29 protein-coding genes are annotated in these 26,707 nt (G+C 45.7%); 15 read left to right on the top strand and 14 right to left on the bottom strand.

The window, feature by feature from the left end:
- Positions 1-54: 54 nt before the first annotated feature.
- Positions 55-342: a hypothetical protein gene (locus R7M92_RS00500; RefSeq protein WP_005375002.1), complete on the top strand. Its 288-nt coding sequence runs from the start codon at positions 55-57 to the stop codon at positions 340-342.
- On the opposite strand, the gene R7M92_RS00505 is transcribed toward R7M92_RS00500, so the two are convergent.
- From R7M92_RS00505 to R7M92_RS00520, 4 genes are all read right to left on the bottom strand, one after another.
- Complete coding sequence (locus R7M92_RS00505; RefSeq protein WP_017634431.1) at positions 339-557, bottom strand: DUF6500 family protein; 219 nt, start codon at positions 555-557, stop codon at positions 339-341. The genes R7M92_RS00500 and R7M92_RS00505 overlap by 4 nt on opposite strands.
- A 10-nt stretch (positions 558-567) precedes the next feature.
- Positions 568-945, bottom strand: a complete 378-nt coding sequence (locus R7M92_RS00510; protein WP_005386881.1) for a PH domain-containing protein — start codon at positions 943-945, stop codon at positions 568-570.
- Positions 946-1,057: 112 nt separating this feature from the next.
- Positions 1,058-1,273 (bottom strand): TIGR02450 family Trp-rich protein, encoded by a 216-nt coding sequence (locus R7M92_RS00515; RefSeq protein ID WP_005374999.1) that lies wholly within the window; start codon positions 1,271-1,273, stop codon positions 1,058-1,060.
- A 138-nt stretch (positions 1,274-1,411) separates the two neighbouring features.
- Positions 1,412-1,885 (bottom strand): HPP family protein, encoded by a 474-nt coding sequence (locus R7M92_RS00520; protein ID WP_005374998.1) that lies wholly within the window; start codon positions 1,883-1,885, stop codon positions 1,412-1,414.
- A gap of 98 nt (positions 1,886-1,983) precedes the next feature.
- Here R7M92_RS00520 and R7M92_RS00525 point away from each other — a divergent pair, with 98 nt between their 5' ends.
- Positions 1,984-2,529, top strand: a complete 546-nt coding sequence (locus tag R7M92_RS00525; RefSeq protein ID WP_115386815.1) for a TetR/AcrR family transcriptional regulator — start codon at positions 1,984-1,986, stop codon at positions 2,527-2,529.
- An 84-nt stretch (positions 2,530-2,613) separates the two neighbouring features.
- On the opposite strand, the gene R7M92_RS00530 is transcribed toward R7M92_RS00525, so the two are convergent.
- Positions 2,614-5,052 carry a formate C-acetyltransferase/glycerol dehydratase family glycyl radical enzyme gene (locus R7M92_RS00530; RefSeq protein ID WP_318132480.1) on the bottom strand — a complete coding sequence of 813 codons (2,439 nt, stop codon included), beginning with the start codon at positions 5,050-5,052 and terminating at the stop codon, positions 2,614-2,616.
- A gap of 2 nt (positions 5,053-5,054) precedes the next feature.
- Positions 5,055-5,981, bottom strand: a complete 927-nt coding sequence (locus R7M92_RS00535) for a glycyl-radical enzyme activating protein (protein WP_318132481.1) — start codon at positions 5,979-5,981, stop codon at positions 5,055-5,057.
- A 257-nt stretch (positions 5,982-6,238) separates the two neighbouring features.
- On the opposite strand from R7M92_RS00535, the gene R7M92_RS00540 reads away from it, so the two are divergent.
- A complete protein-coding gene (locus tag R7M92_RS00540; RefSeq protein ID WP_027726626.1) occupies positions 6,239-6,913 on the top strand; it encodes a fructose-6-phosphate aldolase in 675 nt (224 codons plus the stop codon).
- 238 nt (positions 6,914-7,151) lie between these two features.
- On the opposite strand, the gene R7M92_RS00545 is transcribed toward R7M92_RS00540, so the two are convergent.
- The 4 genes from R7M92_RS00545 to R7M92_RS00560 all read right to left on the bottom strand — a co-directional run bounded on the left by R7M92_RS00545 (position 7,152) and on the right by R7M92_RS00560 (position 11,135).
- Positions 7,152-7,580, bottom strand: coding sequence for a DUF2809 domain-containing protein (locus R7M92_RS00545; protein ID WP_256896032.1), 429 nt, complete (start codon positions 7,578-7,580; stop codon positions 7,152-7,154).
- A complete protein-coding gene (creD, locus tag R7M92_RS00550; protein ID WP_115386819.1) occupies positions 7,567-8,907 on the bottom strand; it encodes a cell envelope integrity protein CreD in 1,341 nt (446 codons plus the stop codon). Before creD ends, R7M92_RS00545 begins: the two co-directional genes overlap by 14 nt.
- Positions 8,908-8,982: 75 nt before the next feature.
- On the bottom strand, positions 8,983-10,425 hold the full coding sequence (gene creC / locus R7M92_RS00555) for a two-component system sensor histidine kinase CreC (RefSeq protein WP_318132570.1): 1,443 nt from the start codon (positions 10,423-10,425) through the stop codon (positions 8,983-8,985).
- Complete coding sequence (locus R7M92_RS00560) at positions 10,425-11,135, bottom strand: response regulator (RefSeq protein WP_031781081.1); 711 nt, start codon at positions 11,133-11,135, stop codon at positions 10,425-10,427. Before R7M92_RS00560 ends, creC begins: the two co-directional genes overlap by 1 nt.
- A 259-nt stretch (positions 11,136-11,394) precedes the next feature.
- Between R7M92_RS00560 and R7M92_RS00565 the strand changes: the two genes are divergently transcribed.
- Positions 11,395-11,907 carry a DUF2799 domain-containing protein gene (locus tag R7M92_RS00565; protein WP_017634421.1) on the top strand — a complete coding sequence of 171 codons (513 nt, stop codon included), beginning with the start codon at positions 11,395-11,397 and terminating at the stop codon, positions 11,905-11,907.
- Positions 11,908-11,941: 34 nt separating this feature from the next.
- On the opposite strand, the gene R7M92_RS00570 is transcribed toward R7M92_RS00565, so the two are convergent.
- Both R7M92_RS00570 and R7M92_RS00575 read right to left on the bottom strand, forming a co-directional pair.
- Positions 11,942-12,400, bottom strand: coding sequence for a GNAT family N-acetyltransferase (locus R7M92_RS00570; RefSeq protein ID WP_033906688.1), 459 nt, complete (start codon positions 12,398-12,400; stop codon positions 11,942-11,944).
- Positions 12,401-12,424: 24 nt separating this feature from the next.
- Complete coding sequence (locus tag R7M92_RS00575) at positions 12,425-12,895, bottom strand: GNAT family N-acetyltransferase (protein WP_033906687.1); 471 nt, start codon at positions 12,893-12,895, stop codon at positions 12,425-12,427.
- Between the two features lie 132 nt (positions 12,896-13,027).
- Between R7M92_RS00575 and R7M92_RS00580 the strand changes: the two genes are divergently transcribed.
- From R7M92_RS00580 to R7M92_RS00625, 10 genes are all read left to right on the top strand, one after another.
- A complete protein-coding gene (locus tag R7M92_RS00580; protein WP_318132482.1) occupies positions 13,028-14,218 on the top strand; it encodes an MFS transporter in 1,191 nt (396 codons plus the stop codon).
- Positions 14,193-15,161, top strand: coding sequence for an HTH-type transcriptional regulator YidZ (yidZ, locus tag R7M92_RS00585; RefSeq protein WP_171345523.1), 969 nt, complete (start codon positions 14,193-14,195; stop codon positions 15,159-15,161). Before R7M92_RS00580 ends, yidZ begins: the two co-directional genes overlap by 26 nt.
- 141 nt (positions 15,162-15,302) lie before the next feature.
- A complete protein-coding gene (locus tag R7M92_RS00590; protein ID WP_318132484.1) occupies positions 15,303-16,172 on the top strand; it encodes a DMT family transporter in 870 nt (289 codons plus the stop codon).
- Between the two features lie 388 nt (positions 16,173-16,560).
- Positions 16,561-18,738 (top strand): FUSC family protein, encoded by a 2,178-nt coding sequence (locus R7M92_RS00595; RefSeq protein WP_318132485.1) that lies wholly within the window; start codon positions 16,561-16,563, stop codon positions 18,736-18,738.
- Between the two features lie 10 nt (positions 18,739-18,748).
- Positions 18,749-20,392: a TolC family protein gene (locus R7M92_RS00600; RefSeq protein WP_033906682.1), complete on the top strand. Its 1,644-nt coding sequence runs from the start codon at positions 18,749-18,751 to the stop codon at positions 20,390-20,392.
- Positions 20,392-20,595 (top strand): DUF1656 domain-containing protein, encoded by a 204-nt coding sequence (locus R7M92_RS00605; protein WP_005462724.1) that lies wholly within the window; start codon positions 20,392-20,394, stop codon positions 20,593-20,595. The genes R7M92_RS00600 and R7M92_RS00605 overlap by 1 nt, the downstream gene beginning before the upstream one ends.
- A 12-nt stretch (positions 20,596-20,607) precedes the next feature.
- Positions 20,608-21,498: an HlyD family secretion protein gene (locus R7M92_RS00610; protein ID WP_318132486.1), complete on the top strand. Its 891-nt coding sequence runs from the start codon at positions 20,608-20,610 to the stop codon at positions 21,496-21,498.
- Positions 21,499-21,514: 16 nt separating this feature from the next.
- Complete coding sequence (locus R7M92_RS00615; protein WP_017634413.1) at positions 21,515-22,201, top strand: potassium channel family protein; 687 nt, start codon at positions 21,515-21,517, stop codon at positions 22,199-22,201.
- Complete coding sequence (locus R7M92_RS00620) at positions 22,194-23,342, top strand: AI-2E family transporter (RefSeq protein WP_005386936.1); 1,149 nt, start codon at positions 22,194-22,196, stop codon at positions 23,340-23,342. The genes R7M92_RS00615 and R7M92_RS00620 overlap by 8 nt, the downstream gene beginning before the upstream one ends.
- A 216-nt stretch (positions 23,343-23,558) precedes the next feature.
- Positions 23,559-24,230, top strand: coding sequence for a DUF2057 domain-containing protein (locus R7M92_RS00625; protein WP_017634411.1), 672 nt, complete (start codon positions 23,559-23,561; stop codon positions 24,228-24,230).
- 59 nt (positions 24,231-24,289) lie between these two features.
- Here R7M92_RS00625 and R7M92_RS00630 read toward each other — a convergent pair whose 3' ends face one another.
- Positions 24,290-24,736: an RDD family protein gene (locus R7M92_RS00630; protein ID WP_047102393.1), complete on the bottom strand. Its 447-nt coding sequence runs from the start codon at positions 24,734-24,736 to the stop codon at positions 24,290-24,292.
- Positions 24,737-24,916: 180 nt separating this feature from the next.
- Positions 24,917-25,681: a ferredoxin--NADP reductase gene (locus R7M92_RS00635; protein WP_005374935.1), complete on the bottom strand. Its 765-nt coding sequence runs from the start codon at positions 25,679-25,681 to the stop codon at positions 24,917-24,919.
- A 210-nt stretch (positions 25,682-25,891) separates the two neighbouring features.
- On the opposite strand from R7M92_RS00635, the gene R7M92_RS00640 reads away from it, so the two are divergent.
- Positions 25,892-26,344, top strand: coding sequence for an acyl-CoA thioesterase (locus R7M92_RS00640; protein WP_005374933.1), 453 nt, complete (start codon positions 25,892-25,894; stop codon positions 26,342-26,344).
- Positions 26,345-26,707: the final 363 nt, after the last annotated feature.

Below are 26,707 nucleotides of genomic sequence, written 5' to 3' on the forward strand. Positions count from 1 at the left end.
GGTGACCTCTCTAACCAAAGCCTCTGTTACTGTGACTTTTTAGTTGAGTTCTATATGCACATAACATCATCCGAAAAAAGAAAAAGCGACTTACTGAAGAAAGCCTTTTTATGGCTCATTGTCTTCGATTACCTTTTATTGGCGTTTTTCTTAACTCAGCTATCAAGTATGACACTAAACAGCGGAACCATGATCAGCTTGTTACTTGTTGTTTATAACGTCTTACTTGTTTCGCTATGTTTTCAACGAACCAACAAGCAGGACTCTTACATTATCTACCCTGTTTTGTCCGCAACGTTATTAGCATTTGTCTGCTTTCTTTACTTCTTTTTTTTAATTTAGCTCCCCGACTCGACCATTGATTTTATTTTTACTGCTTTTTCGAAGTGGTCGAGCTGATGAGTCTGAATCCACCACGTAGCCGCTTCCATCAACAGCTCTGGGTCGTCATTTTTATTAGCGAAAAACGCATAAAATGAGAGACCAACCAATTCACCTTTACTCGCGATCTTTTTGTCACAGACCTCTATAATTTTGTCTCTCAGCGAAGCTCTCATTTCTAATCCCTTAACCTAGTACATACTCACTAACCATACGGTTGAAAGAAATCAAATCAAACGAGCCTTTAATTTCAAAACGCACTCTTCCCACCTCACTCATGAAGAACTCGATTTCACAATCCAAATCAAAAGTACCAGAGGTCTCGATAGAAAATGCATTGATCTTACTGTAAGGCAAAGAAGTGTAATCCACTTTTGAGCCGGTAATCCCTTGCACATTTGCCGCTATCACTCGCTTGTTCGTAAACACCACTTGGTCACGAACTGTTTTAAAAGCAGCGAAAATAGTCTCACCATCAATCAAGAACTTAAGGAAGTCTTCTCTGGCATTAGAAACGTCAATCGGCTTAAGCTTAAATACAGAGGAATTGTCGAAATCAATCATAATTAATCCTTTGAGTGGGCGTTAGAACGAATTATCAACGTATCAGATAGCACCACTTTTGCCTACTCGCAACGCACGTTTCTGCTTGATTCGCCCAACAACGAAGCGTCACTCACTTCCATCCTTGCATCCATTGCTCAGAGTCTTTTAGGTCTTGCCAGTTCATCTCTCGGTCGCGTTTACTCATGACTGCCTCGATGACACATCTCACAACGTTACCATCTTCATCTAGTTCCATTTCCGTCACGACAAAATGCTTCTCTTTGTTTTTAGGTGAAATTGCCGTCCATTTACTGTGCAATAGTTTCTTAGGGTGGATTCTGTTCATCGCATTGTACCAATTTAACTACCATGTTGATGTATACGACTGAATACCAAGAGAGAATCAGATTTTGTTTTTGCAAACCGACAAAAGATAAAACCGCAAAAGAGATCACTCCCTTTCGCGGCTCTAACTACAATCCGACTAGGTCTTCTGACCATTCAGTCGAGGGTTTAGGTACTGACTTTGTAGCAACTGTAACCCTTTACCGACCAGAACAATCACTACCGCGCCAATCAGGACAGGCGTGAAGAGAAAACTCCATCCCTGCCCAGACGCCATGATCAAAATTGGATTTGCCCCCGCAGGTGGATGAGTGGTCTTCGTAATCAGCATCGCAGACACACCTAGCCCCGTCGCAATCGCGAGCGTGACCGGCGTGACGTCAACATACTGGCTAAACGCAATACCGATAGATGCCGTGATGAAGTGACCAATGATCACGTTTTTTGGTTGAGCGAGAGGGCTGCTAGGCACCCCAAACACCAGTACTGCGGTAGCACCAAATGGTGCCATCAGGAGTACAACCTCCGTCAGTGATACCTCAGCGTAGGACAATACGCCAATAGCCAACGTAGCGCCAAGCCCGGCAACCAACGATAAAATTAAATTATTCATAAACACCTCAAAGTAGACCGAATTGTCTACAAAATAAAATAGACAAATCTGTCTACCTTTGTCAATATGTGTTTATGGAACTTTTTGAGGACGTAGTTATGAACAAAAAGAAACAGTTATTGATCGACACAGCTTTGTCACTGTTTTATAAACAAGGCATCAACTCTATTGGCATCAATGAAGTCCTCAATGTTTCCGGCGTGGCTAAACGCACGCTATATAACCATTTTGAGAGCAAAGAAGCGCTTATCATCGCCGCATTAGAACAACGCCACCAAGTATTTATGGAATGGTTGGAGGAAAAGCTTTCTTCAGCACAAACGTGCGCGGAGGTGATCGATCAGTTATTTACAGCACTCAACGGCTGGTTTCATGGCTCTGAAGAAAAGTTGGGCGAGTTTCGCGGTTGCTTTTTCATCAATACGTCCGCGGAATTCAGTGACGACAGTGGCGAGATCGCAACGTATTGCCGCTACCATAAGCAGCAAGTCAGAGAGCTAATTCAACACTATCTCAAATCAGACAACGCTGCATTACTCGATGCCATTTGCATCATGAAAGAGGGCGCGATCACTACCGCTTACATGACGAAAGAGTACGACAACATCACGAAGAAATGCGTGACCATTTTGCACAAGCTTTAATGCGTTCAGGTATAGTCATTTGCGGATTAAGTATTCAAACGAAAGGCACCAATCGGTGCCTTTCGTTTTAGTTAGTGAGTGTACTTACAGCTCGTGCTCAGTACGTGCGATAATGTCGTCTTGCGCATCTGGTGATAGCGCGGTGAAGAAGGCTGAGTAGCCTGCAACTCGCACAACAAGATCACGATATTGTTCAGGGTTCTTCTTCGCAGCTAGCAAGGTCTCGCGAGAGACGATGTTGTACTGCACGTGCCAACCTTTGTGGTGGTTGAAGAAGGTACGAATCAACATAGAAAGCTTGAGCTTATCCCCTTCAGACTCAACTGCTGCCGGGCTTAACTTCTGGTTAAGCAGCACGCCACCAAGGATCTTATTCGCTTGAATCTTACCAACCGAGTTGTACACTGCCGTTGGACCTAAACGGTCTGAGCCAGATGACGGGCTTGCACCTTCTGCCAATGGCGTTTTCGCTTTACGACCGTCTGGCGTTGCCATGGTTGAAGCACCGAATGGGACGTTTGCCGAGATACTTGATGTCCCTGCGTAGTAACCGCCGCCAATTGGACCACGCCCATGACGTGTATTAACGAACTGTTCTAGCTCATCAATGTACACTTGGTACGCGTCTGCCAGTAGTTGGTCTACTGCGTCATCATCGTTACCGTATTTGGGTGCAAAGTTGATAAGACGTTGGCGAAGTTGTTCGTTCTCCATGCCGTCGAAATCTTCTGCCAATGCTTTTGCAAGCTGTTGTTGTGAGATAAGGGGCTGCGTAATCTGAGCGTCATCGAAAACAAGGGGCTTGATGGCAGCTAGGCTGTTACCCAAGTTGGCGATACCGACTTGCAAACCAGATACCCAGTCGTATTTCGCGCCACCTTCTTTCACGGTTTTACCGCGAGCTAAACAGTTATCCACCAGCGTTGAACAGAAGATGTCTTGAGCTTGCTGTTCAAGCACGCTATCGACTACGGTATCAATCTCAATCGATTTACGGGTGTAGTAGCGGATTTGCTCTGCCCAAGACGCCGTCACTTGCTCAAAGTTCTCAAAGTTTCCTTTTGCTAATGACTTATCGTGTGGCAAGAAAGCTTTACCCGTTGTTGCATCCACACCTTCGTTAAGTGCCGCTAATAGGATACGCGCAAAGTTAATGAAGCTCATGCCCGTGCAACGGTAACCCCATTTGCCCGGAACCGCCGTCTCGATACAACCGATAGATGCGTAGTTGTAAGCGTCTTCTTTCTCTACGCCAAGCTTGATGAATTCAGGAATGACAATCTCGTCATTGTTGAACGCAGGCATACCGAAGCCACATTTAATCACTTCAACACAGCCCATCAGGAATTCTTGGTTTAACCCCTCATGGTAACGCACACTCAAGTTAGGTTGCGTCGAACGTAACTGACCACAAGATTCCAGAATCGCCCAAGAAAGTGGATTCACTGCGTCTTCAGGCTCACCCTTTTCATTCAACTTCTGACCGCCGATACAGACGTTTTGGTACAGCGGAGAACCTGCGGATGCTTTTGAGTGCGCACCAGAGCGAATCTTGTTTACTTCAAGCAGCTTCAACCAGCAGCTTTGTAGCAACTCTAATGCGAAGTCTTTCTCAATTGTGCCGTTTTCGATATCACGAACATAAAATTCGTTGAGGAATTGGTCCATACGACCGAAAGAAACCGAGTGACCGTTCGATTCGATTTGTAGCATCAATTGAACGAAGTAGCTCAATTGCAGTGCTTGCCAGAAGTTTTCTGGCGCATCACTCGCCACATGACGACAGTTTGCCGCAATGCTTTCTAACTCAGCTTTGCGCAGCGGGCGCGTCTCTTCAAGCGCCATTTTTGCTGCTAATTCAGCGTAGCTCACCATGTGATCTTTAATGGCAAGCAACACGATTTCGACCGATTTGTAGAACTGCTCTTTCTTCAAGCCTTCAAAGGTCGAAACATCATTGTTTACGCGGTGCTGACGAACATCCTCTAGCAAACCGTTCATGCCTAACTTCAAGATTTTCTCGTTATCCACCGCTAGGTGCGCGTCACCCGAAGTCATGTTGCCTTCAGCTTTAATGATGGTGCTGGCTAAGATTTCTTGCTGCTCATTGGTAAACAAGCCATAACAACGATCTTGAACCGTTTTACCGCGCCAGTACGGTGTGATGCTGTGGATGCTTTGCTTATCTTCTTCGGTGACCGCAAAGCCTGCACCCGGACGGTCGGCTAGTCCATCAATTTCCGCTTCAATCCAACGGACTGTATATTCCGGGAAAATAGGCGCAGCGCGCACTTTGCTCGCTTGGTTACCGACGATCAATTCATCGTGCTTAATCCAAATCGTACGAGTGCGTAAGTGCTCTTGCAGTGCCAACGCACGTTGGACAATCACAGGTTTGTCTTCGTTTGTTTGATAAGCACGAGTGTATGCCTCTGCACGCTCGGTACAGACAGGTGGCGTTACGATATTTACCAGTGCCGATTTGTGCGCTTTGATACGCTCAGGAAGGGTGTTCAGGTCCATAGTTAACCTCTTACAATCACGTTAAGTTGGGTGTTTTCGCTTGCGTATTGCATGGCGCTTTCTAGCAGTTCTGGTTTGTTTAATGGCTTGTCAGAACACTCGTAAGGCATATCGAGCAAACGGTATTTATTGATGCCGAGCGTGTGGTACGGCAGCAAGTGAAGTTCTTGGCAGCTTTCTAGTGAGGCCGCAAAATCGATGATGTCTTTCAACTCTTCGATGGTGTCATTGAACCCCTGCACAACGGGAACGCGAATCACAATGCGTTTCGCGATAGGTGCCAGTTTTCGGAAATTGTCTTTGATGCGTTTTAGTGAACCTTTCGCCCAACTAAGAAACTTTTCTTCATCGGTGTGTTTTAAATCTGCCAACCAACAATCGATATGCGGCGCGGCTTTTTCGACGTTCTTCCATGGCACATGCATGCACGATTCAATAGCAGTCGAGACTTGGTTGTCATGCAGACGCTGCGCGAGTTCGGCCACTAAATCCGCTTGCATGAGAGGCTCACCACCGGAGAAGGTCACACCACCTTGGCTTTGGTCATAGAAAGGTTTGTCTTTCATCAAGGTGTCGAACAGCATGTCTGATTTCGCCTCTTCACCGCAGACGGTCAGTGCTTGCGTAGGACAGACGTTTCGCAGCGCGATCAGTTGGTCTTCTTTGATGGCTTTGCGATTGATGATGATCTGGTTGTCGATACGTTGAATACCATCACCCACCGTGGTTTGAGTTGTGGCTTGATATGCAGAAATGCAAAGCTGGCAGCCTTCCATGCAGCTTCGCTGATCAAACAACAGTGAATGTTTTTCGCTGCGGCTTTCTGGGTTTTGACACCAAGGGCAAGACAAGCTGCATCCTTTAAGAAAAAGAATGGAACGAATGCCATCGCCATCATGGGTAGAGAATCTTTGGATATTGAAATACATCTCTGCTTGCCTCTTGGTCTGTGCTACCGCTGTGTACTTAATCCGTTTCTTTTTGCTGGTTAAGTCTTATGAACAGCTTTTCTGTGTTCTAACTGAAAGCTTCATTTGAGTGTTTACAAGTTTTACTCGGCTTTCATTTAGTGAAATTATTGTGGTTTCAAATGAAATTTCAATTGATCGAAATCAAGATCTCGTTCGATTGTCAGATCTATAGTGATCCCATCATCAAAACGAAGATTTTGTTTAAGGTAGAAACCATGATTGAACTTTATTTAGATACTGCTGATGTGGCAGAAGTAAAACGCTTTAACCAGTGCCTACCGCTAAAAGGCGTGACGACAAACCCAAGCATTTTGGCGAAGTCAAAACAGGGACTGAATGAAACCCTAGCAGGCATGCAAGAAGCACTTGGCGGTACACCGCGTTTTCACGCGCAAGTCGTGAGTTCAACTGTTGAAGGCATGGTGGCAGAAGCACGTCAACTGAATGAATTGCCTTACGATATGGTGGTAAAAGTGCCAGCAACAGAAACGGGTTTAGCGGCAATTAAGTTAATGAAAAAAGAGGGAATTCAGGTTCTTGCTACCGCTATCTACTCTGCTCAACAAGGTTTCCTTGCAGCACTGTGCGGTGCAGACTACCTAGCACCTTACGTAAACCGCATTGATGCGATGAACGGCAACGGTGTTGAAGTGGTCGCCGATCTTCAATTGTTGCTCGATCAAAACCAACTACCAGCGAAGATTTTGGCAGCCAGTTTCAAAAACACTCAACAAGCGATGGAGGTGATGAAACTGGGCATCGAAGCCATTACATTACCAACCGATGTGGCGGCGCAAATGTTCGCTCATCCAGCAGTCAAACCTGCGGTTGAACAGTTCGATAAAGACTGGAAAGAGACGTTCGGCGAGAAGCTTTCATTTGAAAGCTAATTAAAAATAGCAGCTAGACTTCATAGTTAACAATAAAGGGAATCTTAACTCACCCTGTGCGCCGGTGAGTTAAGATTCCCTTTTGTATTTCAGATAGAGAAGTAGCGCTACAGTAGTTCTCTATTGGTCAGTGACCAAAGGTACACGCGCTTTAGTAAACTGATTTTGATCCTTTTACGAATACCTCGTTTGGAATGGCGGAGTCGGTTTGGTAGCGCAATGGCTTTCATCTCGGTTTTCATTTCTTTTCCATCCACCAACACAGTAGACCCCCGATGCAGTAAGCCAGCAGATCTTTCCAATCAAATGTGGCGCCCAAAATCACAGCCAGAGGCGATGAAGATTCGATACCAAGCCAAACCGCGACCTGTAACAATTGCCCTAACTCAACAGCAAACGCAATCAACACCACCAGTGAAACCAGCCAGTTAACGGGCATGGAGAACAAGCTTGCAAGAAAGTAGTAGAGCCAAACCACAACGAGAACATCACCAACTGTCGGACGAATAAAGCTGTCTCGAACATAGAGCGCGATAACGACCAATGCGATAAAACACACCAAGCTTTTGAGTCCATTTTTTGCAGAAAATTGCAGGCGGATAGCGGACGTCTCTTCCACCATATCGCTTGGCTGACCAGCAAGAGTGACTCGTTTAAACATCTTCACGATTCGCCTTTGCACTTTCTTCTGCTTTCTTATTTCGTGCGTACCAGTCGATGTTGCGTGTAATGACCATAGTGAAGCTCAAAATCGCAAAACACAGTAATGTCCCCATGACCAATGCGTAACTCTCTGCTTGTAGCAAGCCAAACAGTAATCCGTAGAGAGTGAGCAAACACGCTCCGAATATCGCGCCGTGCTTGGTGTTGCTCAACATACCGCTCACGTACACACTTAAAAGCCCCGTCGATGCAACTGCTGACACCACATACGCCCAGTTAAAGCCGAGGTGTTCACTCATCGAAATCAGCAACAGATAGAAAAGTGCTAAAGCCAGACCAATAAAGCCGTATTGCACAGGGTGCACCGGACGCGCTTGGAACAACTCCAGTAAGAAGAAACTCGCAAATACTAATGTGATAACCAACAGTGAATAGTTCACAGCTCGGTGAGACTTCAAATAGTGATCAACGGGGTCAATCAAATCTACGCCCATTTGTCGCTGTTCAAGCTCGTGACAAGCGTGATTCGATGACAAACAGCTTTGGAACAGCTGCGCGATATTGGTTGAGAAGTTGTTGCTCGCCCATTGCGCGTTAAATCCATCTTCAGATACTTCTGATGACACCGGTAAGTAATCACCGATAAAGCTTGGATGCGCCCATGTTGAAGAGAGCTCCACTGTTGTTTGACTGCCAATTGGTGTGACTTGAAGCTGTCCCATCCCTTGTAGCAAGAAGTTAAGATCGAATACCAAAGGTTTTGCTGGGTTTAGGTCTGCAAGTGTCAGATCACTGTGGAAGCCTTGTGGTAACTGATTTAACCCCGTTCCCGGTGCGACTTCGATATCAGAGCTCGCCATGGTCATGTCATCCAAACGAATCAATCCACGGCTGTCTTCAATGCCAACGACTAGGCTCATGTTGTCAATATCAAGCCCCTGCAACGCCGCGAGTTCGTCTGCATCAAAAGTGCCTTTCAGTGCCACTTGTGCTTTGTATAAACGCGCGCGGTAAATGCCTCGGTACTTTTCAAAACTGTCCAGATTCGCGCTCATATCAAAAGTGCTAGGTAAAAGAAATTTACGACGCTCTTTAATCTGTACTTTGTCATCTCGGTAACTGGTTTCGGTGTAATTAACCATGATGAATGGACCAATGATGCGCTGTTCGCCGCTGCTGCTGCGTGCGATGTCGTTTCTGACTTCATCTTGGCGATATGAGCGTTCTGAGATCAGCCCTGTGACCATTGAAAGCGGGATTTGCAGTAAGACAAACAAAAACAGCACGAAGGCGAACTTCGTGCCGAGTTGGTTATTGAGGATCTTTTTCATGTTTCATTCTCCATTTGCTGATGGGAGTAATCTAAATCAGCAATTTGGAGAACGAATGGAGCTAATGTGGAGTTTCTATGGAGTTGGTAAAATCAGGGTCACTTTCACGCCAGCATCGACGTTTTCGACTTGCAACTGACCTTTGTGCAGCTTGATCACTTGCTCAACAAAATTAAGCCCGAGCCCAGTGCTCTTAACACCATTTTCCCGAGCGAGGGAGTAGAAGCGCTCGGTTAAACGAGGCATTGCATAGTCGGGAATGTGAGGACCTGAATTGAAAATCGACAGGCACACCTTTTCTTTCGTGACCTCAGTTTTCCATTCAATGCATCCCTCTGAATGAACAAAATCCAGCGCATTGTCCATCAGGTTAAAAACGGCTTGTTTCAGTAAGAAGGCATCACCAAGTACGGAGAGATGGTCATCAATTTGGATTTTGGCAGTGACCGACTTAGCACTCAAACGCGCATCCGCCGACTCAACCACTTCATTGACCATTTGTTCTAGCGAGATAGCTTCGACTTGCTCTAGCTCAGGGCGCTTTTCAAGACGAGCAAGTTCTAGCAACTTATCAATCAATGACTGCATGCGATCGCTCTCTCGCTCAATGTTGCCAGCAAAGCGCGCGACCTTTTCTTCAGGCAACGGCATTTGCAATATTTCACTCGCGCCTTTGATCGCTGATAACGGACTTTTCAGCTCATGAGTCAGCGTCTGTACGTACTCTTCCACATACTGCTTACCATCGAGCTGATTGCGCATTTTCTCTAATGCATCACTTAGCGTGCCGTACTCATAAAAGATACGAAATGTCGGCTTAGAGACCTTTTCACCTTCACCCATTTTGGTCGCGTAGTCTTCTAGCTTGTTCAGTGCCGAGTGAATTCGCCAAGCAAACAATGCCCCTGCCAATAGCACTAAACCACTCATCCACACCATCCAAAACAGCACATTGCATTTAGAAAGATCGATGAAGGGTTGTACTGAGCGATTGGATTTTGCCACCGTCACGCTGCCAATAATTTCGCCTTTATGATAAATGGGCGCAGCCACGTGCATAACGGTTGAGAGCGGATCTTTCGGGTCTTCGATGGTACTGCGCGCGCCGTATTGACCACGCAACGTGAGATAAACATCGTTCCATTGCGAGTAGTCTTTGCCTACGTCTTGCTGCCAAGAATCCGCAATAACAATCCCTTGTTTATCGGTGATGTAAATTCGATGGTTAATCGCTTTTTTGCCGATTTCCCAAATGCGCGCTTGAGGCTCTCGCTGTCCATAAGCCGTTAATAGTTTGGAGAAGCGATTCTCAGACAACTTGTCATTCGCGACGTCTTCTTCCGCCAATACCGCAAGCAAGTTCGCCATATCCACCAGCGTCTCTTCGGTGGTTTGGCGCACGGTTGGCTTAAGTTCTTGGACAACCGTTTTGCTCACCATGTAAGCCGTCATCCCGACTAAGATGAAGTAGAGAAAAAACAGTCTGAGTCCAAGTGGGATCTTCGGCCAGCGATTCATCATTCACCTTTAATGCAGTAAAAATAACCAAAGCCACGTTTGGTACAGATGCGTTCAGACATCTCAAACGGCTTCAACTTATGGCGAATGGCTTTGATGTGGGTATCAATATTGCGCTCGTACGCAGCTTCCGGCGCCATGTCAGCAGCGACCATAAGTTGCTCTCGACTCAATACATTGGAAGAGACAGAAATCAGTTTATCGAGGATCTTGAACTCCACCGCGGTCAGCCCAAGCATTTGCCCGCCAACACCGTAGTCGAAGTTCTGCGCAACTAAATCATGGTTCAAATGAGGTTGTTCTGGAACAGCCACAGGCTCTGGTTTGTGCTCCATCATCGGCATTTTGGCTTTGATTCGAAGTTTAATACGAGCCAACATTTCACGCGGGCTAAATGGCTTAGTCACGTAATCATCTGCGCCAATCTCCAAGCCCACTACGCGGTCAATTTCATCGCTTCTTGCAGTGAGAAAGATAATGGGAATATCAGAAAACTCACGGATGGTTTTGCATAATTCAAAACCATTGCCATCCGGTAAGCCTACGTCTAAGACAAGTAACGCTGCAGAGTTATGCTGCAAAAAGGCCAAGCCCTCTCCTGCCGTTGCAAACCACTCTGCGTGGTAGCCATCCATCTCTAATACATGAATCAGGTTCTCTGCGATAGCAGATTCATCCTCGATAATAAGGACGGTGGGTTGTTCGCTCAATGTCTTAGCCTCATTGACGGTGTTTATCTTTATGTTGGTATTATCACTTAATTTGGGGCCAAGGCTAGTGGATTGATGCAGCAAAGGCGCAGTTCGTGGATAATACTAATCAAACACACTTCTATTCAGCATAATAAATTTATCACTTAGATTAATGAGTCACCACAATTGTGGATACAATGATTTCAACCATTGATATGAACAGTGTTCATTTTAAACTCAAGTTATCAATTCGATTTTATTTAAAGGACAGTCACTGATGAAAAGAGCGCTAATCCCCCTGGCTTTACTGACTTTGCTCTCAGGTTGCGCCAGCATGTCTCCGGATGAGTGCAAAACGGCAAACTGGTACAACGTAGGTTATCAAGATGGCCGAGACGGCAACGATCCAAGCATTATCAATAGCTATACCGAAGACTGTGGTGAAGCGGGTGTGATACCCGACCGAGCGAAATGGAAAGAAGGCTTTGATAAAGGCACTATCCAATATTGCTCACCAGACAATGGGTACACTGTCGGTATCGAAGGCAAAGAATATTACGGTGTATGCAGCAGCAAAGAGTTTATTGAGAACTACCAGTTAGGTCATCAAGAATATCAACGCCAGCAACGCATCCAACAAATCGATACTGAAATCTCGGTCATCGATAATCAGCTTGATGGCAATCCAGACAAAGACAATGCCAAGAGACTGAAAGAGAAGAGAAAGCGATTGGCTGACGAGCGTTCAAGCCTCTTGTCGCCAACCATCAACTTGAATCTGAATTTCTAAATCGATTGGATTTAGCTTCTAAAAATTCATGGCCCTAGCTCAGTTCTAGGGTCATGAATTGACTGTTCGGATCGAGTTCGTAATCCCCGAACGGCTCGCAGTACACAAAGCCATGCTTTTCATACAACAGGCGCGCTGGTTTAAAAAACTCCATCGAGCCCGTTTCTAAACTCAAGCGCTGCAAACCTTTTTGCTTCGCTTGCTCAATCACATGAATCAATAATTGAGATGCCACACCTTGGTTTCTTGCCGTAGGCGTGGTGCGCATGGATTTCAGCTCCGCGTGTTGGTCATCCAACTCTTTAATCGCCGCACACCCAAGCAGTTGCTCACCTTTCCATCCGGTCCAAAATGTCACTTCTGGCGCTTTGAGCTTATCTAAATCTAACGCATGCACGCTTTCTGGTGGTGACGTGGCGTACATGTCCTGTAAATGTCCTTCCAACATCGCTATCACTTGCGGCCGTTCTAAATTGTCGATTTCAATCCTCATCTTTCCATCCTTGGTTTTTCCTAGCTAAAGCGGCTGTCTCATAATGTGTTGCGGTCCAACGGGGCCGCCGTGGTAAAGCTCATTGGTATCTTCAAACCCTGATTTTAAATAGCACTGATAAGCGGGTATGTTGCGGCAATTCACAGTGAGATAAAGCGCATCAAACTCGGGATAATGGCGTTTGGCGAAATCGGCAAACTGTTGAATGGCTTGCTTGGCGATGCCTTTGCCTTGATGACGGTGATCCACCAGCAAAGCCCGCACGCCTAAACTGTTTTCCGGGCAAAAATCGTATTTCTCACTGTAAGCTGCATCAAATAGAAAAAAGCCAACCACATCATCGTCTGTCAAAATCAGATGCGGAAGTTCTGTAGGTTCAAGACGCGTAAGCATTTCACCCACATCCGCGACCGTAAACTGCGATTGCTCTTCTAGCACGCTAAGTTCGCAAGTTTGTTCATGTCGCTCAGGCGAATACTTTTCAATAGTAATCATAATCTTCCTTGTTGTTTTTATGCTCAATTCATACAGGGTATGTCGTAAATAGAAATACCTAGTGTCGTATTTCCCACTCGCAGGCAAACGTTTAGCACTCTATTATCCTCGCCATTCGATAGAGAGGTTTCCATGTCCCGTTTTTTACTTTGTAGTTTTGCACTCGTTTTACTCTACCCTACTGCCATTGATTTGTATCTTGTTGGTTTGCCTCAAATTGCGTCAGATCTCAACGCCAGTGAATCTCAGTTGCATATTGCGTTTTCGATCTATTTAGCTGGCATGGCTACCACCATGTTATTCGCGGGGAAAATTGCAGACTCTGTGGGACGAAAGCCTGTTGCCGTCGTCGGCGCGATGATCTTCGTGCTCGCGTCTTTTCTCGGCGGAATGGCTGAACAACCAAACGCTTTCTTGATTGCTCGCTTTTGCCAAGGCATCGGTGCAGGATCTTGCTATGTCGTCGCGTTCGCGATTTTACGCGACACGTTAGACGATGAACGCCGCGCGAAAGTATTGTCGATGCTCAATGGCATCACCTGTATCATTCCAGTGATCGCACCCGTGATTGGTCACTTGATTATGCTGAAATTTCCTTGGCCGAGTTTGTTTACCACGATGGCAGGAATGGGCATTCTCGTCAGTGTATTGGCCATTTTTGTTCTCAAGGAATCACTACCCAGCCAACAATGTGAAGAACAGACAACGCCAGAGAGCCATCAAGAGACTTTCTTCGAGCGATTTTTTATCAGTAGGCTGATCATTACTGCACTTGGAGTGACCACCATCCTGACCTTTGTTAACGCTTCACCAATTGTTGTGATGAGTATGCTTGGTTTTGATCGCGGTGGCTATTCTTCCATCATGGCGGGGACTGCGACGATCAGTATGTTGATTTCGTTCTCGGCGCCATTGGCATTGGGGATTTTCAAGCAGCGAACCTTAATGATGAGCTCTCAAGGATTGCTCGTTTGTTCAGCCATCGTGCTCAGTGCAGCCCATTTCCATGATGGACAACCTTTTTACTATGTTTTCGGACTTGGGCTGATTTGCGCAGGCTTCGCTTGTGGCTTTGGCGTGGCCATGAGCCAAGCGCTCAGCCCATTCTCTCAACAAGCTGGCGTGGCAAGCTCGTTACTGGGCATTGCTCAAGTTTGTAGTTCCGCGTTCTATATTTGGTTTATGGGTTTCATCGGCGTTAGTGCACTGAATATGTTGGTGTTTATCTTAGTGTTAGGTAGCGTAATCAGCCTTGCTCTAATACTATTGATTCCAAAGCCTGTTCACGATACCCATTATGAAGAAATCCCTAGCGCGACTTGATTTAAACTTACTGTTCACGCTGCAATTATTGCTGCAAGAGCAAAGCGTCTCGAAAGCCTCGAAAAAGCTGAACGTTACGCCCTCTACCGTAAGTAAGTCGCTCAACAAACTTCGTCATTGGTTCGATGATCCTTTGTTTGTCAAAACACCTAAAGGTCTTGCGCCAACGCCTTTGGCACAAAGCATGGAGCAAGATCTCGCAGAATGGCTGCAAATTGGCAGCCAAATTGCAGAAAAACGCAGCGATATTACGCCTAAAGGAGTGCGTTTTGATATCACGATTGAGTCGCCATTAGTGCTCACAGTGCTGGACAGACTCATCGTCGCTATCCACCAGCGATACCCTGAAGCGAAAGTAAAAACCAGTAACTGGGATTACGATTCACTCGACGCCATCATTCGAGGAGAGGCGGATATCGGTTTTACCGGCCGAGAGAGTCACCCGAGATCGAAAGAGTCGTTGGATCTTCTGCCTTATTTCTTGGATTTTGAGATTCTATTTTATGACCTGCCGATGGTGTATTTACATAAAGATCATCCGGCATTACAGCAAGAGTGGAATCTCGAGACCTTTCTGAGCTACCAACACATCAATATTGTTTGGGAAAAAAGTGAAACTTGGGCGTTGGATGAAGTATTAACGGAACTAGGGCTACAGCGCTCTATCGGGCTGACGATGTCCAACTTTGAGCAATCTCTTTTTATGGCAGCGCAGCCGACGCATGACATGATCACCACCGCGCCGCACTATTGCAAAAGTTACACAGAAAAGCTGCATCTCGATTTGGTGTGCTTGCCAATTCCGTTAGACAAAACTCAACAAGACAAGTTACTGATTCCATTTACCATGATTTGGCATAAACGCAATGCGTACAACCCCAAATTGCTATGGTTGAAAAACACCATTAAGTCATTGTACAAACAACCTTCCCAACCACAGTAAGACTCAGGCTAAGGTCAGGTTTTCTCTGGTTATTTTTAATGACTTTCTTGCTCTGATAGCTATAACTAATCACTTTATCAACTAATAAAAATGTTCTTTTGGATCTACACTAGCTGTTCATTTACACGCTAAGGATCAAGGATGTCGACCTTCTTACTCACTGCTATTGCAATGCTGGCGTTCGCTGCCAATTCATTATTGTGCCGACTTGCCTTGGCAGAAGGGTTAATTGATGCGGGAAGCTTCACGCTCGTTCGATTGATATCTGGCGCGATTACCTTAATCGCAATGCTTGTCGTGAGAGGTCAGTGGAAAACCGATCGGCCAACTTCTCGCTTTCGCTTTTTTGCTGGCGTGGCGTTATTTGGTTACGCAGCCCTTTTCTCTTTCGCGTACTTACAACTGGCGACAGGAACTGGTGCTTTGCTTTTGTTTGGTGCCGTGCAACTTACATTACTGGCGATCTATTGGTTGCAAGGTGAGCGCTTTCAGTTTCTCGAAATCATCGGTATCGGCCTTTCAATTGTTGGATTTGTTTGGTTGATGTTGCCATCTGCCACTCGCCCCGATATTAGCTCTGCACTTCTCATGTTGATTTCTGGCGTTTGTTGGGCTGCGTTTACTGCGCTCGGTAAACAAGCGCCTTCTCCAAGTAGTGGAATCACGTGGGGATTCATCGCAGCATCAATAATTGGCGTGCTCCTTTCGCCATTAATCTTGTCCTCAATCCAACTTTCTTTGAGCGGAGTGTTGCTCGCTATCGCATCTGGTGCCATTGCCTCTGGCCTTGGTTATACACTTTGGTACCAAGTCGTACGTAAGCTCTCTTTACTTCAAGCCGCCGTCAGCCAACTTTCCGTGCCAGCCATTGCTTTACTACTCGGCAGCATCGTACTCCACGAGCCTCTTTCACTGCATACTCTTTTAACCAGCGGCATCATTCTTGGTGGGATCGCTTTGGTTTTTTTATCTCGATCCAAAAAAACAAACGAACAATCGGCAAGCCGATAAAAAGTAATAACTTTCCCTCTCAAATACCCATTCATCATCTATGCTTTTTAAAGCAGTAAAGCTCATTGCAGATGGTACAAGTGGTCTGCTTTGGTACCAGGCGAAGAATATAAGGTGAGAATTGGCTCACACAATGCAGCGATTTTGTTTCAAAAGTGAGAATCATCACAGATCGCGAATTTGCTCGTTTTAGGCGTTTCACCAATAACGCCAAGGGCTAGCACGAGATCAAGCCAAATACGCACTTTTTGTTTTGACAAAGGGTTTACAAAGCACACTTTTTCACCCGCTATATTCCGCCCCCCGAATTTATTCAGAACAAGATTCTGATTATTCATATAAGAAATTCATCAACTTATAACGATAAGCCTGAGCAAACTTTGACACTATGAACGACAAAATAAAATTCGCTATTAAAGTATCGCTTAGCCTGACTCTGGCTTATCTGATCCCGTTTGCCATGGGTTGGCCGCAAGCATCGACGGCCGCAACTACTGTAATGCTGATTGCATCGACAGGCAGTCGTCGTGAATCACTCGCCAAAGGTACCTTACGCGTGTTAGGTACATTGGTTGGTGCCGTGGTTGGCTTGTTACTGGTGGGGTTGTTTGCTCAAGACCGCTTGCTGTACATGCTGAGCGTGTCGGTTGTGGTCTCATTCATTTTTTACTTCCGTAATGCCTATCAAAAAGATCCAACGCTACTCATGCTGACCGGCGTGATGACACTGATGATGTCCAATGGCGGTGACGCAGAAGGTGCGTTTCTTTATGGCGTTGACCGCGCCTACATGACGGTGTTTGGGGTGGTGGTTTACACACTCGTGGGGACTTTCTTATTCCCGACCAAAACAGAACAAAACCTAAGACAGCTCATCGAACAACTCAACCAAGCACAACGCGCGTTGTTCACCTCTATCTTGCAAAATTTCGAGCAAAAATCGGCAGGGCAAATCTCTCCTCAAGAAGGCGGAGAAGAAAATCCAGAAGCGGAAGAGCCACAACCTCCTAGCGTGGACACTCTCATCGAACAGATGTTTGCCGCTCAAAATGCGCTCGAACAGCGTTTTGCCACGGTCAGTGTGGAATGCAGTGACGTGTCGGCCTACATGAAAGAGTGGCGCTTGGCAGTTCATTTGAACAAGCAGGTAACGCAACAATTGACCGTCGCGGCGCACAGCCACTTTAGCCACCAGCAAGACCGTGAAAGTATCAGCAACTTTGATCAAGCCGTGGCGGAAATTGACGCGCTATTTGATACCTGCCAACAAGTCTGGGACGAAAAAGAACCCGCTTATCGTGCCCAGGAATTCAAAGTCAAATACAACCAAGCGTTGCTAGAAGACGCAGCTCACCTAGAGAAAGGCTCTGCGCTTACGCTTGGTCACCTGTTGGAACTGATGCATCAAAACTTGTCGCGTTTAGCGGAGAGCATTAGCTGTATTGACTCTGTGACGAACAATGTCTCCTTTGACGTGCCACTGCCGAAACCGAAAGGCAAGTTTCTATGGTGGGACGCAGAAAACTTTAAAACCGCGGTCAAAACCTTTGTCACTTATTGGGTTGCTGGACTGATTTGGATTTATTTCAATCCACCAGGCGGCTATTCATTCGTGGTCTTCTCGACCATGTTTATGTCTTTGCTGTCGTTCGTGCCTGTGCACCCAATTTTGTTGCTTGTGCTGTTCACTTTCGGCTTCTTGTTCGCGGTGCCTTCTTACGTCTTCATTCTTCCGCAATTGGATCTCGGGTTAGAACTTGGCCTGTTCATCTTTATCTACACCTTTATCGGCTTTTATCTGTTTAACGGGCCAGTGACGATTTTCTATATGATTGGCTTGTTTGTTCTTGGTTTAGACAACAACATGTTTTATCACTTCGGGATCCTCATGACGATCATGCTGTTGTTCTACATGGTGGTGTTCATGATTATTTTCGCGCACTACTTCCCGTTTAGCTCACGACCAGAACACCTCTTTTTGACCATAAAAGAACGCTACTTCCGACATACCCGAGAGCTGTTCACTACCTATCAACAGCAGTCCAGCTCGGTTATTACGCCGCTCAAACGGGCCTTGCACTTGGTGACGCTCAATGTCTCATCGAAAAAGCTCAAAGTCTGGGGTTCGAAAATCAACCACAAACACTTTGATAAAACCACGCCAGAAGCGATTGGCGCGTTTAGCAAAGCGTGTGATGTACTCAGTACTCACATCAACATCTTAATGGCCGCCGAGAAAAAGTTGATGACCAATCCACTAATTACTCAGCTTCGCCAACAGCACCGCGATTCCATCATTCCTTTGATGGCGGGCGCTTTAGCCAGCCATCAAGCAACACAAGAACTCGACTCCGTATTCGACCAATACAGTCAGGATTACCAAACATTCGAAGATAAACTGGAAGATTTTTTTAGTGAGTTGGATTTATCTGACTACGCTTATTCAGAGATAGCCGGTTTTTATATCTTGCTGAATTTAAAACGGAACGTGTTCGAAGCAATCAAGCATTGCAAGCAAACCTACGAGGATATCGATTGGGTGAACTTACAACAGAAGCGTTTTTAAAGGTGGGGATATGATGCTTCCAAAACTAACCAAACCAAGCCTCGCCATACTTTCTTTGCTCGGACTCAGTGCGTGTACCACGGTAGGACCAGATTATGTTCATCCAAAGCAGGCGCCACTGCCAAGTGACTGGTCGGTGCAAAAAGCAGCCAAAGATACGCAGCAATCAGAGCAACAGCTACAACAATGGTGGCAGCAATTTAATGACTCAACTCTTAATCAGCTGGTTGAGTTGGCGAGCAAACAAAACCTCGATTTAGAAGCCGCAGGGCTACGAATTGTTCAAGCACGTTCATTGCTTGGTATTTCGACTGGCTTGCAATACCCACAAGTTCAAACCGTGTCAGGAAACCTAGCGCGTGCCTACGTAAATGATCAGGGCGTGAATAACGCCACTTTATCGTTTGATGCTGCTTGGGAAATGGATGTTTGGGGCAAGTATGCTCGCGGAATTGAGTCGGCAGAAGCGGGTTACTACGCATCCATCGCATCGTATCACGACATCATGGTCACCATAACCGCCGAAGTGGCGCGCAATTACATCAACTATCGCACATTCCAAGAACGTATTTTGCTGTCTCGCCGCAACATAGAGATTCAAGAGCGTGTCGTACGTATTACTCAGGTGCAGTTCGACTCTGGCAACGTTACAGAATTGGACGTTCAACAAGCTAAAAACCAACTCTACACCACCAAAGCAGCGTTACCGAGCCTCGAAGTGGCAATGAAGCAATCACGTACTGTGTTGGCTTTGCTACTGGGTCTGTTACCAGAAGAAGTAGATCGACTGCTACAGTCAGATGGGATGCACAAGCAAATCGCTGAGTACGAAGCCCAGTTCAAATCGACGGGCAGAAAATCGGCGCTATCGGGCACCGACGAGCGTTCCATTGTGCCACGTCCACCGCTTTTGGATACGCAAGTGGATGCTAACTTAGTGATGCGACGTCCGGATTTGCAAGTCTCTGAGATGCAAGCTCGCGCGCAAAGTGCGCAGATTGGCGTGGCAGAAACCGCTCTGTACCCAAGCTTTTCGTTGTTCGGTTCCATCGGTATCGACAGTACGGTTCCCGATGGCAGCAGTTTCAGTTTTAGCGATTCGCTCACCATGGTGGTTGGCCCAACGTTCAGTTGGAACATTTTCCAATACGGACGCGTGAAAAATAACATTCGTTTCGAAGATGCTCGCTTCCAAGAAACGCTGACGAACTACAACAAAAAGGTACTGCAAGCCGTTAATGAAGTCACCAATGCAATCGAAGCGTATGACCTGTATTTGCAACAAAAAGATTTACGCTTGCAATCGGTCAACTCTTCCATTCGTGCGTTCAACATATCCATGACACAGTACGAAAACGGACAAATTTCATTCGAACGTCTGCTTAACTCGGTAGAAAAAATGACCCGCGCAGAAGACAGCTACGCAACGATCAAAGGGAACGTGGCGAACCAAGTTGTTGCACTCTATAAAGCCCTCGGTGGAGGCTGGCAAACCCAAACAGGCAAGCCTTTCATCAGTGAATCGATTGCCACGCAGATGACAGAGCGCACTGACTGGGGAAGTTATTTAAATGAAGAAAACCGCGTATTGCCGCCTTTGCGCCTCGAAACTCCGGCTGAGACCAGTGATGAAAACAAAACGGAGGATCGGTAATGCCTCATGAACTTTCTTGGGGAGACATTTACTTTTCTCCTACGCTACTCGTGCTCTTTCTCGCCGTCACGGCCACGTGGATAACGGTGATGATATTGAACAAGACACGTTTGTCTCGCTTCATCGCTTTTCCGTCTCTGACGTTTATTGCCATCATGGTCGGTTATGTGGTGGCCATCGACAGCTTTTATATTCAATTTTAGGTGCCAAACAAGATGAAAAAACTATTCGTAATCGCACTCAATCTTGTCATTCTTGGTGGCGCAGCTTGGCTCGGCTATCAAAAGTTTGAGGAATACTTTAATAACCCATGGACACGAGATGGACAAGTGCATGCTAACGTCATCAAAGTGGCTCCTCGCGTATCAGGCCCAATTGTAAATGTCGCGGTGCAAGACAACCAAGAAGTAAAAACGGGGGATTTACTGTTTGAAATCGACCCTGCGACTTACCAGGTTGCGTTATCTCAAGCCGAAGTAGCACTGGAGCGCTCCATTGTTAGCTCTCGCGGTAAAAAAATCGAATATGACCGCTTAAAAGACATTCGTGCCAAAGACCGTGGCGCAGTTTCTCACAAGGATCTGATTCGTCGTGAAATCGCTTACGAAGAATCGCTACTGCAAATCAAATCTGCAGAAGAACAACTAAAATCAGCACGCCTTAACCTCAGCTTTACCAAAGTTTATGCGACCGTCGATGGTTTTGTATCTAACCTCGATATTAGAAACGGTACGCAAGCGGTCGCAAACCAACCACTGCTCGCACTGATCGACAAAAACAGCTTTTGGGTATTTGGTTTCTTCCGTGAAAACCAACTTGCGCAAATCGAACCTGGCAGCCAAGCGCGTGTCACTTTGATGTCTCACCCAGGCACGCCAATAGACGCGACGGTTGACTCGATTGGTTGGGGTATTGCGCCCAAAGACGGCACGGTCGGCTACAACCTTCTTCCAAACGTAAACCCTGTTTTTCAGTGGATTCGCCTAGCACAACGTATTCCGGTGCGAATCTCCCTACAAGAACTTCCTGAAGATGTTGATCTTCGATTCGGGCTTTCTGCGTCCATCATGGTGATGAAAGAGTCATCCGCAGAAAGTGAACAATAACTAAGTGAGAAGAGCCATGGTCATTGGTAAAAACCTCAAAAATATTAATGAAGAAAACAACTTCTTCTATCTAACCTTAGCACTAGTGATTTTGTTGCTAGGGAGTGCGATGGCACAAGTCGTAGGTGAAGGGACGATTGAACACATACTTCAGGCTTTCACGGTTCTGACGTTTATCGTCTGTTTTGCGAGCCTTCGCTTTGACAAAACCTGGTCTCGTTTCCTCTACAGCCTGTTTGGTGTTTGGGTTCTTGTGATTGTGATCAAGACCGTTTTCGACATCAGAGAGATGAATGTGGTGATGCTTGCCCTCACCTTTGCGTTCTTTTTCGGCACTTTTAAATCCATCGCAAGACAGATTCTTTTCACCGGCCATGTCAACAGCAACAAAGTCATTGGCTCGGTAGCGCTTTTCTTGCTGCTTGGTCTGATGTGGGCGATTGCCTACCTCATTCTGCTTGAGTTTTCGCCTGAAGCCTTTACCGGTATGGAAGCGATTTCTTGGGGGCAGAACTTCTCCAATGCAGCGTATTTCAGTTTCGTTACCTTAACCACGCTCGGTTATGGCGACATTAGTCCTCTAACACCACTGGCTCAAGTCGTGGTGTATTTAGAGGCCATCACAGGTGTTTTTTATATGGCGATTGTTGTTTCAAGTCTCGTCAGTTCTAACATTGATCATCAGGTAAACAAAAATGGATAAACAATCGGTAAAAATCGACAGTAAGCTTTTCATCAGTAATATGGTGGAATCGGCAATACGCATTGGCTTGATCTTTGTCTTGCTGATGTTTACGTACGACATCATCAAACCCTTCATCCTTCCGGTTATTTGGGGCGCTATTATAGCCGTCGCTTTAATGCCGCTTACCCAAAAATTGCAGCGTGTATATGGTGGTCGTAGAGGCTTGGCAGCCACAACCATTGCTTTACTTGGTATTGCCCTCCTTGTCACGCCACTTGTTATGGTATCAGGCTCCATTGTGGATGGTGCAACGCACGCGCTTGAAGTACTACAAAATGGACAAGTGAAAATACCAGGGCCAAAACCTTCCGTAGCGGATTGGCCTATCGTGGGTGATAAGCTCTACGAAGTGTGGACCCTATTCGCTACTAATCTTGAACAAGCTATTCAAACCTTTATGCCACAAATAAAGGCAGGACTCACATCTTTACTGGGTACACTGGGGGGCGTATTGGGAAGTTTACTGCTTTCAATCTTGTCACTTGCGATTGCAGCAGGTTTCATGACGTACTCTGAATCTGCAGCATCAGGCTTAAGAACCATCGCGATTCGAACCGCTGGTGAAAACGCAAAAAGCTGGACCACGCTTATCGCTGCGACAATTAAAAGCGTACTGCTTGGCGTAGTCGGTGTAGCGGCGATTCAAGCACTGTTGATCGGTGCTGGTTTCTTCGTATTTGGCGTTCCGGCAGCAGGTTTACTCACACTGCTTCTAATGATTTTATGTATCGCTCAGCTCCCGGCGTTGCTCGCAGTGCTACCTGTGATTGGCTTCATGTACATGACCCAAGACACCTCAACAGCAACCATGTTTACTGTTTGGGTCGTAGTTGCGGCTCTTTCTGAAAACCTGTTCAAACCAATGTTAATGGGACGTGGCGTCGACGTGCCAATGCCTGTGATTCTGCTCGGTGCCATCGGTGGTATGCTTTTCTACGGCATCGTTGGTCTGTTCTTAGGTGCCGTTATCCTAGCAATTTGGTATGAGTTATTTGTTTGGTGGTTGAGCATTGAGAAAGCACAACAGCAAGAAGAAATGGCAGAACAACAAGACGCTTCTGATGACCAATCAGAACCTGGACACGGTGCTGGAATTTAATAAATCAATAAGTTAGAAAGAAATTTAATCTATAACTTATGATATCAAACCGCTGCATTTCAGCGGTTTGATTCTATTTGGATCACAGTTTCGTCGTAATAAATGCGATAAAAATGACGTTCTTGTTAAATTTTCATACTTATTACACTTGGGAGTTGCAATCGGGCAATGAACGATGCACTCTCGATGACCACTAATTTGCTTAGGATAAAAACAATGAAATTGATCAAGCCTTTAACTTGTGCGCTTGCTCTCGCAATGAGTGGCATGGCATTCGCAGATGTAACCGTGAGTGTTCCTGACAACGTTTCAGTATTAGCGGCTAACGGTGAAAAAGCAGATCTTTCGGGTGGTTTTTTCGCCTCTGAAAGAACACTGACGTTACCTGATGGCCTTAACCAAGTCGTATTTCGTTTCGCCCCTTACTTCAACCAAGGTAATGACCGTTTAAGTGTTGAAAGCGATGTTATCGTTACACGATTTGACGCGACCAATGCCGAACTCACTCTACAAATGCCAGAATACCGCAACCTACGTGATGCGGAAGAGAAGATCAAAGACTTAGATTGGAAACTGGTTGATGATTCTGGCAACGCAATCGCGGTTGACCAGGACAAGTTGCTCAAACCGGGTATGCAAATCGGTCGTGATTACGTACGTGAAATCGAAGATTATAACCAAGCTGGCGGTGCAGCAGCCGTGGCTTTTGCTGGCGCAGCAACCATGCAGCCAGTCACGCTTCCTGCAAAGGTTCCTGCGGATATGAAGCAAGTGAGAGCAACTGCGGTTAAAGCGGATTCGACAGCTGAAGAGATGCTGCACTTCTGGTACCAAAAAGCAGACGCAGAAACCAAAGCTCGCTTTAAGAAATATGTTAATCAACAGTAAATCTGGTTAACTTTATCGATATTAAAAAAGCCACTTCACGTGGCTTTTTTGATCAAAAATTAGGAAGCTTGGACAACTTTAGTATTGGCGATCAAGTCATGCAACAATCGTCGCTCCGGATGAAAGAACAACAATGCCAAATTTACCAACGGGATCCCCGGAATGAGCATCTCCAGCAAGTAGCTAATAACAAGCCTTAACCCTGCTGTAACTTTCGTTGCCTTACTATCATTTTTCATTACAACTTTAATACCAATCATGCGCATACCAATGGTTTGCCCATGACTCAATGCATTCCAGTTGATCATTAAAACCGTTGGTAAAGAAAGCAAGTAAAACGCCTGAGTTTCACGAACAAGCGTGAGGTTATCTGCTAAAGAGAGCTGAAAGTCGTTAAGAAAAGAGTTAATACTCAATGCAATTATTAACACGACCACCATCGTAAAGAGCAGGTCGATAAAACCAGCAATGATTCTCTGTTGCTTGCTCGCGATAAATGCATACATGGACTTCAGTCACCTCAATGTAATTGGTTAAGCGAGAATGACTGAGTGTACAGACGCGCAATGGTGAGCGCAGTTTAGGTATTGCCAACATAATATTCAACTAAGAACATACTAAATCGCGATCGTATCTCAAAAGTAATCATTACATCTTGAGCATAACCGTATCAATTTAACAAAACGCTACCAGTAACGTTCGTAAATGATATTTCCCCCAGTTTGATGGCGATACTTTTCCAAGCCTAGCTCTTGTAAAACGGGCACGGTATCTTTGATCATTTGCGGATTCCCACACATCATGACAAAGCTACGCTGAGCTGAGAATGGCGCATCAGCGGCGTTGGACAGTAAACCCGATTCGATGAGTTCAGGAATTCGGCCTTGTAATTTACCGTCAACCACTTCCCTGCTGACTATCGGTATATACTTTAATCTGCCTTCATATCGTTGCTGAAGCTGTTCAATTAGGTATTTATAAACCAGATCTTTTTCGAAACGAACGGCATGAACCAGCACAATGCGCTCATTGTGAGGCGGTAAGTTTATATCATCCAGCAGCGATAAAAACGGTCCAATCCCCGTACCTGTAGATAGCAGCCACAGGTCATGAGCCTGTTTAGGAATAGAGTCATGGATTAAATCGCCATGTGCGGTGGCACCGACATAAATGCTATCACCAGATTTAAGCTTTTGGAGCCGTGGAGAAAGTTGTCCTTGAGGGTCGGCTACTATTAGAAATTCCAACCAATCGAATTGCTCGCTTGGCGCATTAACCACAGAGTAAGCACGGCTGATCGGCTTACCTTCATCATCAAGCAAAGCAAGCTTGGTGAATTGGCCAGCTTTAAATGAAAGAGGCGCGCCAGATATTCTCAAACTGAACAGCTCACCTGTCCAATCAATGCGTTTCTCAACTCTTGCGAGGTTGAAACCTTTGAGTTCAATCATGAGACACCTCCTATCTGGTTACTCTTAGTTAAACTTACGCCTTCAACTCGATTATGTAAAGTTTCTAGTTTACATAATCAAACCACTATTTCATTTCACACTTTAAAAACAATTTTATTACATATTAAATGATTACATCTAGAATAAATGCTCAAAGTGATAAGTCGCGTCGCAATTTGTGGCAAAGCAGATGAAAAAGGAGCAATAAAAATGGACACACTGTTAAAGGACTTTCCCGTTATCACAGAGATAAAAGTCGCATGGGGTGAAATGGATGCTCTGCAACACGTTAATAACGTGGTCTATTTTCGCTACTTCGAGACCGCACGTTTAGATTACTTCAACAAAATTAACCTGCTGGTCGACCTGCAGACCTCGCAAATTGGGCCAGTACTGAGCGAGACTCAATGCCGCTACAAATTGCCTGTTACTTACCCAGACACGCTATTAGTCGGTTCTCGCGTAATCGACATGCAAGAAGATCGCATCACAATGGAGTACCAAGTGCTGAGTAAGAAGTGGGGTAAAATTGCGACCATCGCGACCGCCACTGGTGTGATGTTTGATTTTAAGAACAACGTTAAAGCTGCGATTCCAGATCACGTTCGCCAGTCGATTTTAGACTTGGAAGGAACCGTGGGTAGTACGCATCACTTGGAGTAGCAAGAAACGAGAGATTAAAGGCGAGGTTCCCGACAGCGCTTCTTCATCGCTATCGGGAATGATGCTGAGGTACCATTCCAACTTACGCAATAAGAAAACTCGCGTCATTCTAATGAGCCTAAAGTGAATCATTCGAAACCTCGCTAAACGTAACAGTAGAGCGACTCTTTCAGCCTACGCGATAAGAAGAGCTACGTCATTCTAGCGAGCCATAGCGAGACTAAGAATCTACTTACCGCTTGCAGCAGACCATAAAGCCATGAATAAACTCAATACAATCTGAGAGTAGATTCTGAATCACGCTCGTTCCTCGCTGTTCAGAATAACAGTTCGAGTTTGGCTCTGATCTCTACAAAACCATCT

The sequence above is a fragment of the Vibrio sp. Vb2880 genome (assembly GCF_033337975.1).
Taxonomy (GTDB): domain Bacteria; phylum Pseudomonadota; class Gammaproteobacteria; order Enterobacterales; family Vibrionaceae; genus Vibrio; species Vibrio alginolyticus.

Bases quoted from the DNA above. Each gene is read 5' to 3' on its own strand.
- R7M92_RS00575 (WP_033906687.1), bottom strand. From the start codon at position 12,895: ATGATTACTATTGAAAAGTATTCGCCTGAGCGACATGAACAAACTTGC.
- R7M92_RS00635 (WP_005374935.1), bottom strand. From the start codon at position 25,681: ATGATTGAACTCAAAGGTTTCAACCTCGCAAGAGTTGAGAAACGCATT.
- R7M92_RS00515 (WP_005374999.1), bottom strand. From the start codon at position 1,273: ATGAACAGAATCCACCCTAAGAAACTATTGCACAGTAAATGGACGGCA.
- R7M92_RS00580 (WP_318132482.1), top strand. From the start codon at position 13,028: ATGTCCCGTTTTTTACTTTGTAGTTTTGCACTCGTTTTACTCTACCCT.
- R7M92_RS00610 (WP_318132486.1), top strand. From the start codon at position 20,608: ATGAAAAAACTATTCGTAATCGCACTCAATCTTGTCATTCTTGGTGGC.
- R7M92_RS00530 (WP_318132480.1), bottom strand. From the start codon at position 5,052: ATGGACCTGAACACCCTTCCTGAGCGTATCAAAGCGCACAAATCGGCA.
- R7M92_RS00595 (WP_318132485.1), top strand. From the start codon at position 16,561: ATGAACGACAAAATAAAATTCGCTATTAAAGTATCGCTTAGCCTGACT.
- R7M92_RS00565 (WP_017634421.1), top strand. From the start codon at position 11,395: ATGAAAAGAGCGCTAATCCCCCTGGCTTTACTGACTTTGCTCTCAGGT.
- R7M92_RS00510 (WP_005386881.1), bottom strand. From the start codon at position 945: ATGATTGATTTCGACAATTCCTCTGTATTTAAGCTTAAGCCGATTGAC.
- creD (WP_115386819.1), bottom strand. From the start codon at position 8,907: ATGAAAAAGATCCTCAATAACCAACTCGGCACGAAGTTCGCCTTCGTG.
- R7M92_RS00500 (WP_005375002.1), top strand. From the start codon at position 55: ATGCACATAACATCATCCGAAAAAAGAAAAAGCGACTTACTGAAGAAA.
- R7M92_RS00505 (WP_017634431.1), bottom strand. From the start codon at position 557: ATGAGAGCTTCGCTGAGAGACAAAATTATAGAGGTCTGTGACAAAAAG.
- creC (WP_318132570.1), bottom strand. From the start codon at position 10,425: ATGAATCGCTGGCCGAAGATCCCACTTGGACTCAGACTGTTTTTTCTC.
- R7M92_RS00590 (WP_318132484.1), top strand. From the start codon at position 15,303: ATGTCGACCTTCTTACTCACTGCTATTGCAATGCTGGCGTTCGCTGCC.
- R7M92_RS00570 (WP_033906688.1), bottom strand. From the start codon at position 12,400: ATGAGGATTGAAATCGACAATTTAGAACGGCCGCAAGTGATAGCGATG.
- R7M92_RS00600 (WP_033906682.1), top strand. From the start codon at position 18,749: ATGATGCTTCCAAAACTAACCAAACCAAGCCTCGCCATACTTTCTTTG.
- R7M92_RS00525 (WP_115386815.1), top strand. From the start codon at position 1,984: ATGAACAAAAAGAAACAGTTATTGATCGACACAGCTTTGTCACTGTTT.
- R7M92_RS00625 (WP_017634411.1), top strand. From the start codon at position 23,559: ATGAAATTGATCAAGCCTTTAACTTGTGCGCTTGCTCTCGCAATGAGT.
- R7M92_RS00640 (WP_005374933.1), top strand. From the start codon at position 25,892: ATGGACACACTGTTAAAGGACTTTCCCGTTATCACAGAGATAAAAGTC.
- R7M92_RS00520 (WP_005374998.1), bottom strand. From the start codon at position 1,885: ATGAATAATTTAATTTTATCGTTGGTTGCCGGGCTTGGCGCTACGTTG.
- R7M92_RS00615 (WP_017634413.1), top strand. From the start codon at position 21,515: ATGGTCATTGGTAAAAACCTCAAAAATATTAATGAAGAAAACAACTTC.
- R7M92_RS00620 (WP_005386936.1), top strand. From the start codon at position 22,194: ATGGATAAACAATCGGTAAAAATCGACAGTAAGCTTTTCATCAGTAAT.
- R7M92_RS00605 (WP_005462724.1), top strand. From the start codon at position 20,392: ATGCCTCATGAACTTTCTTGGGGAGACATTTACTTTTCTCCTACGCTA.
- R7M92_RS00535 (WP_318132481.1), bottom strand. From the start codon at position 5,981: ATGTATTTCAATATCCAAAGATTCTCTACCCATGATGGCGATGGCATT.
- yidZ (WP_171345523.1), top strand. From the start codon at position 14,193: ATGAAGAAATCCCTAGCGCGACTTGATTTAAACTTACTGTTCACGCTG.
- R7M92_RS00630 (WP_047102393.1), bottom strand. From the start codon at position 24,736: ATGTATGCATTTATCGCGAGCAAGCAACAGAGAATCATTGCTGGTTTT.
- R7M92_RS00540 (WP_027726626.1), top strand. From the start codon at position 6,239: ATGATTGAACTTTATTTAGATACTGCTGATGTGGCAGAAGTAAAACGC.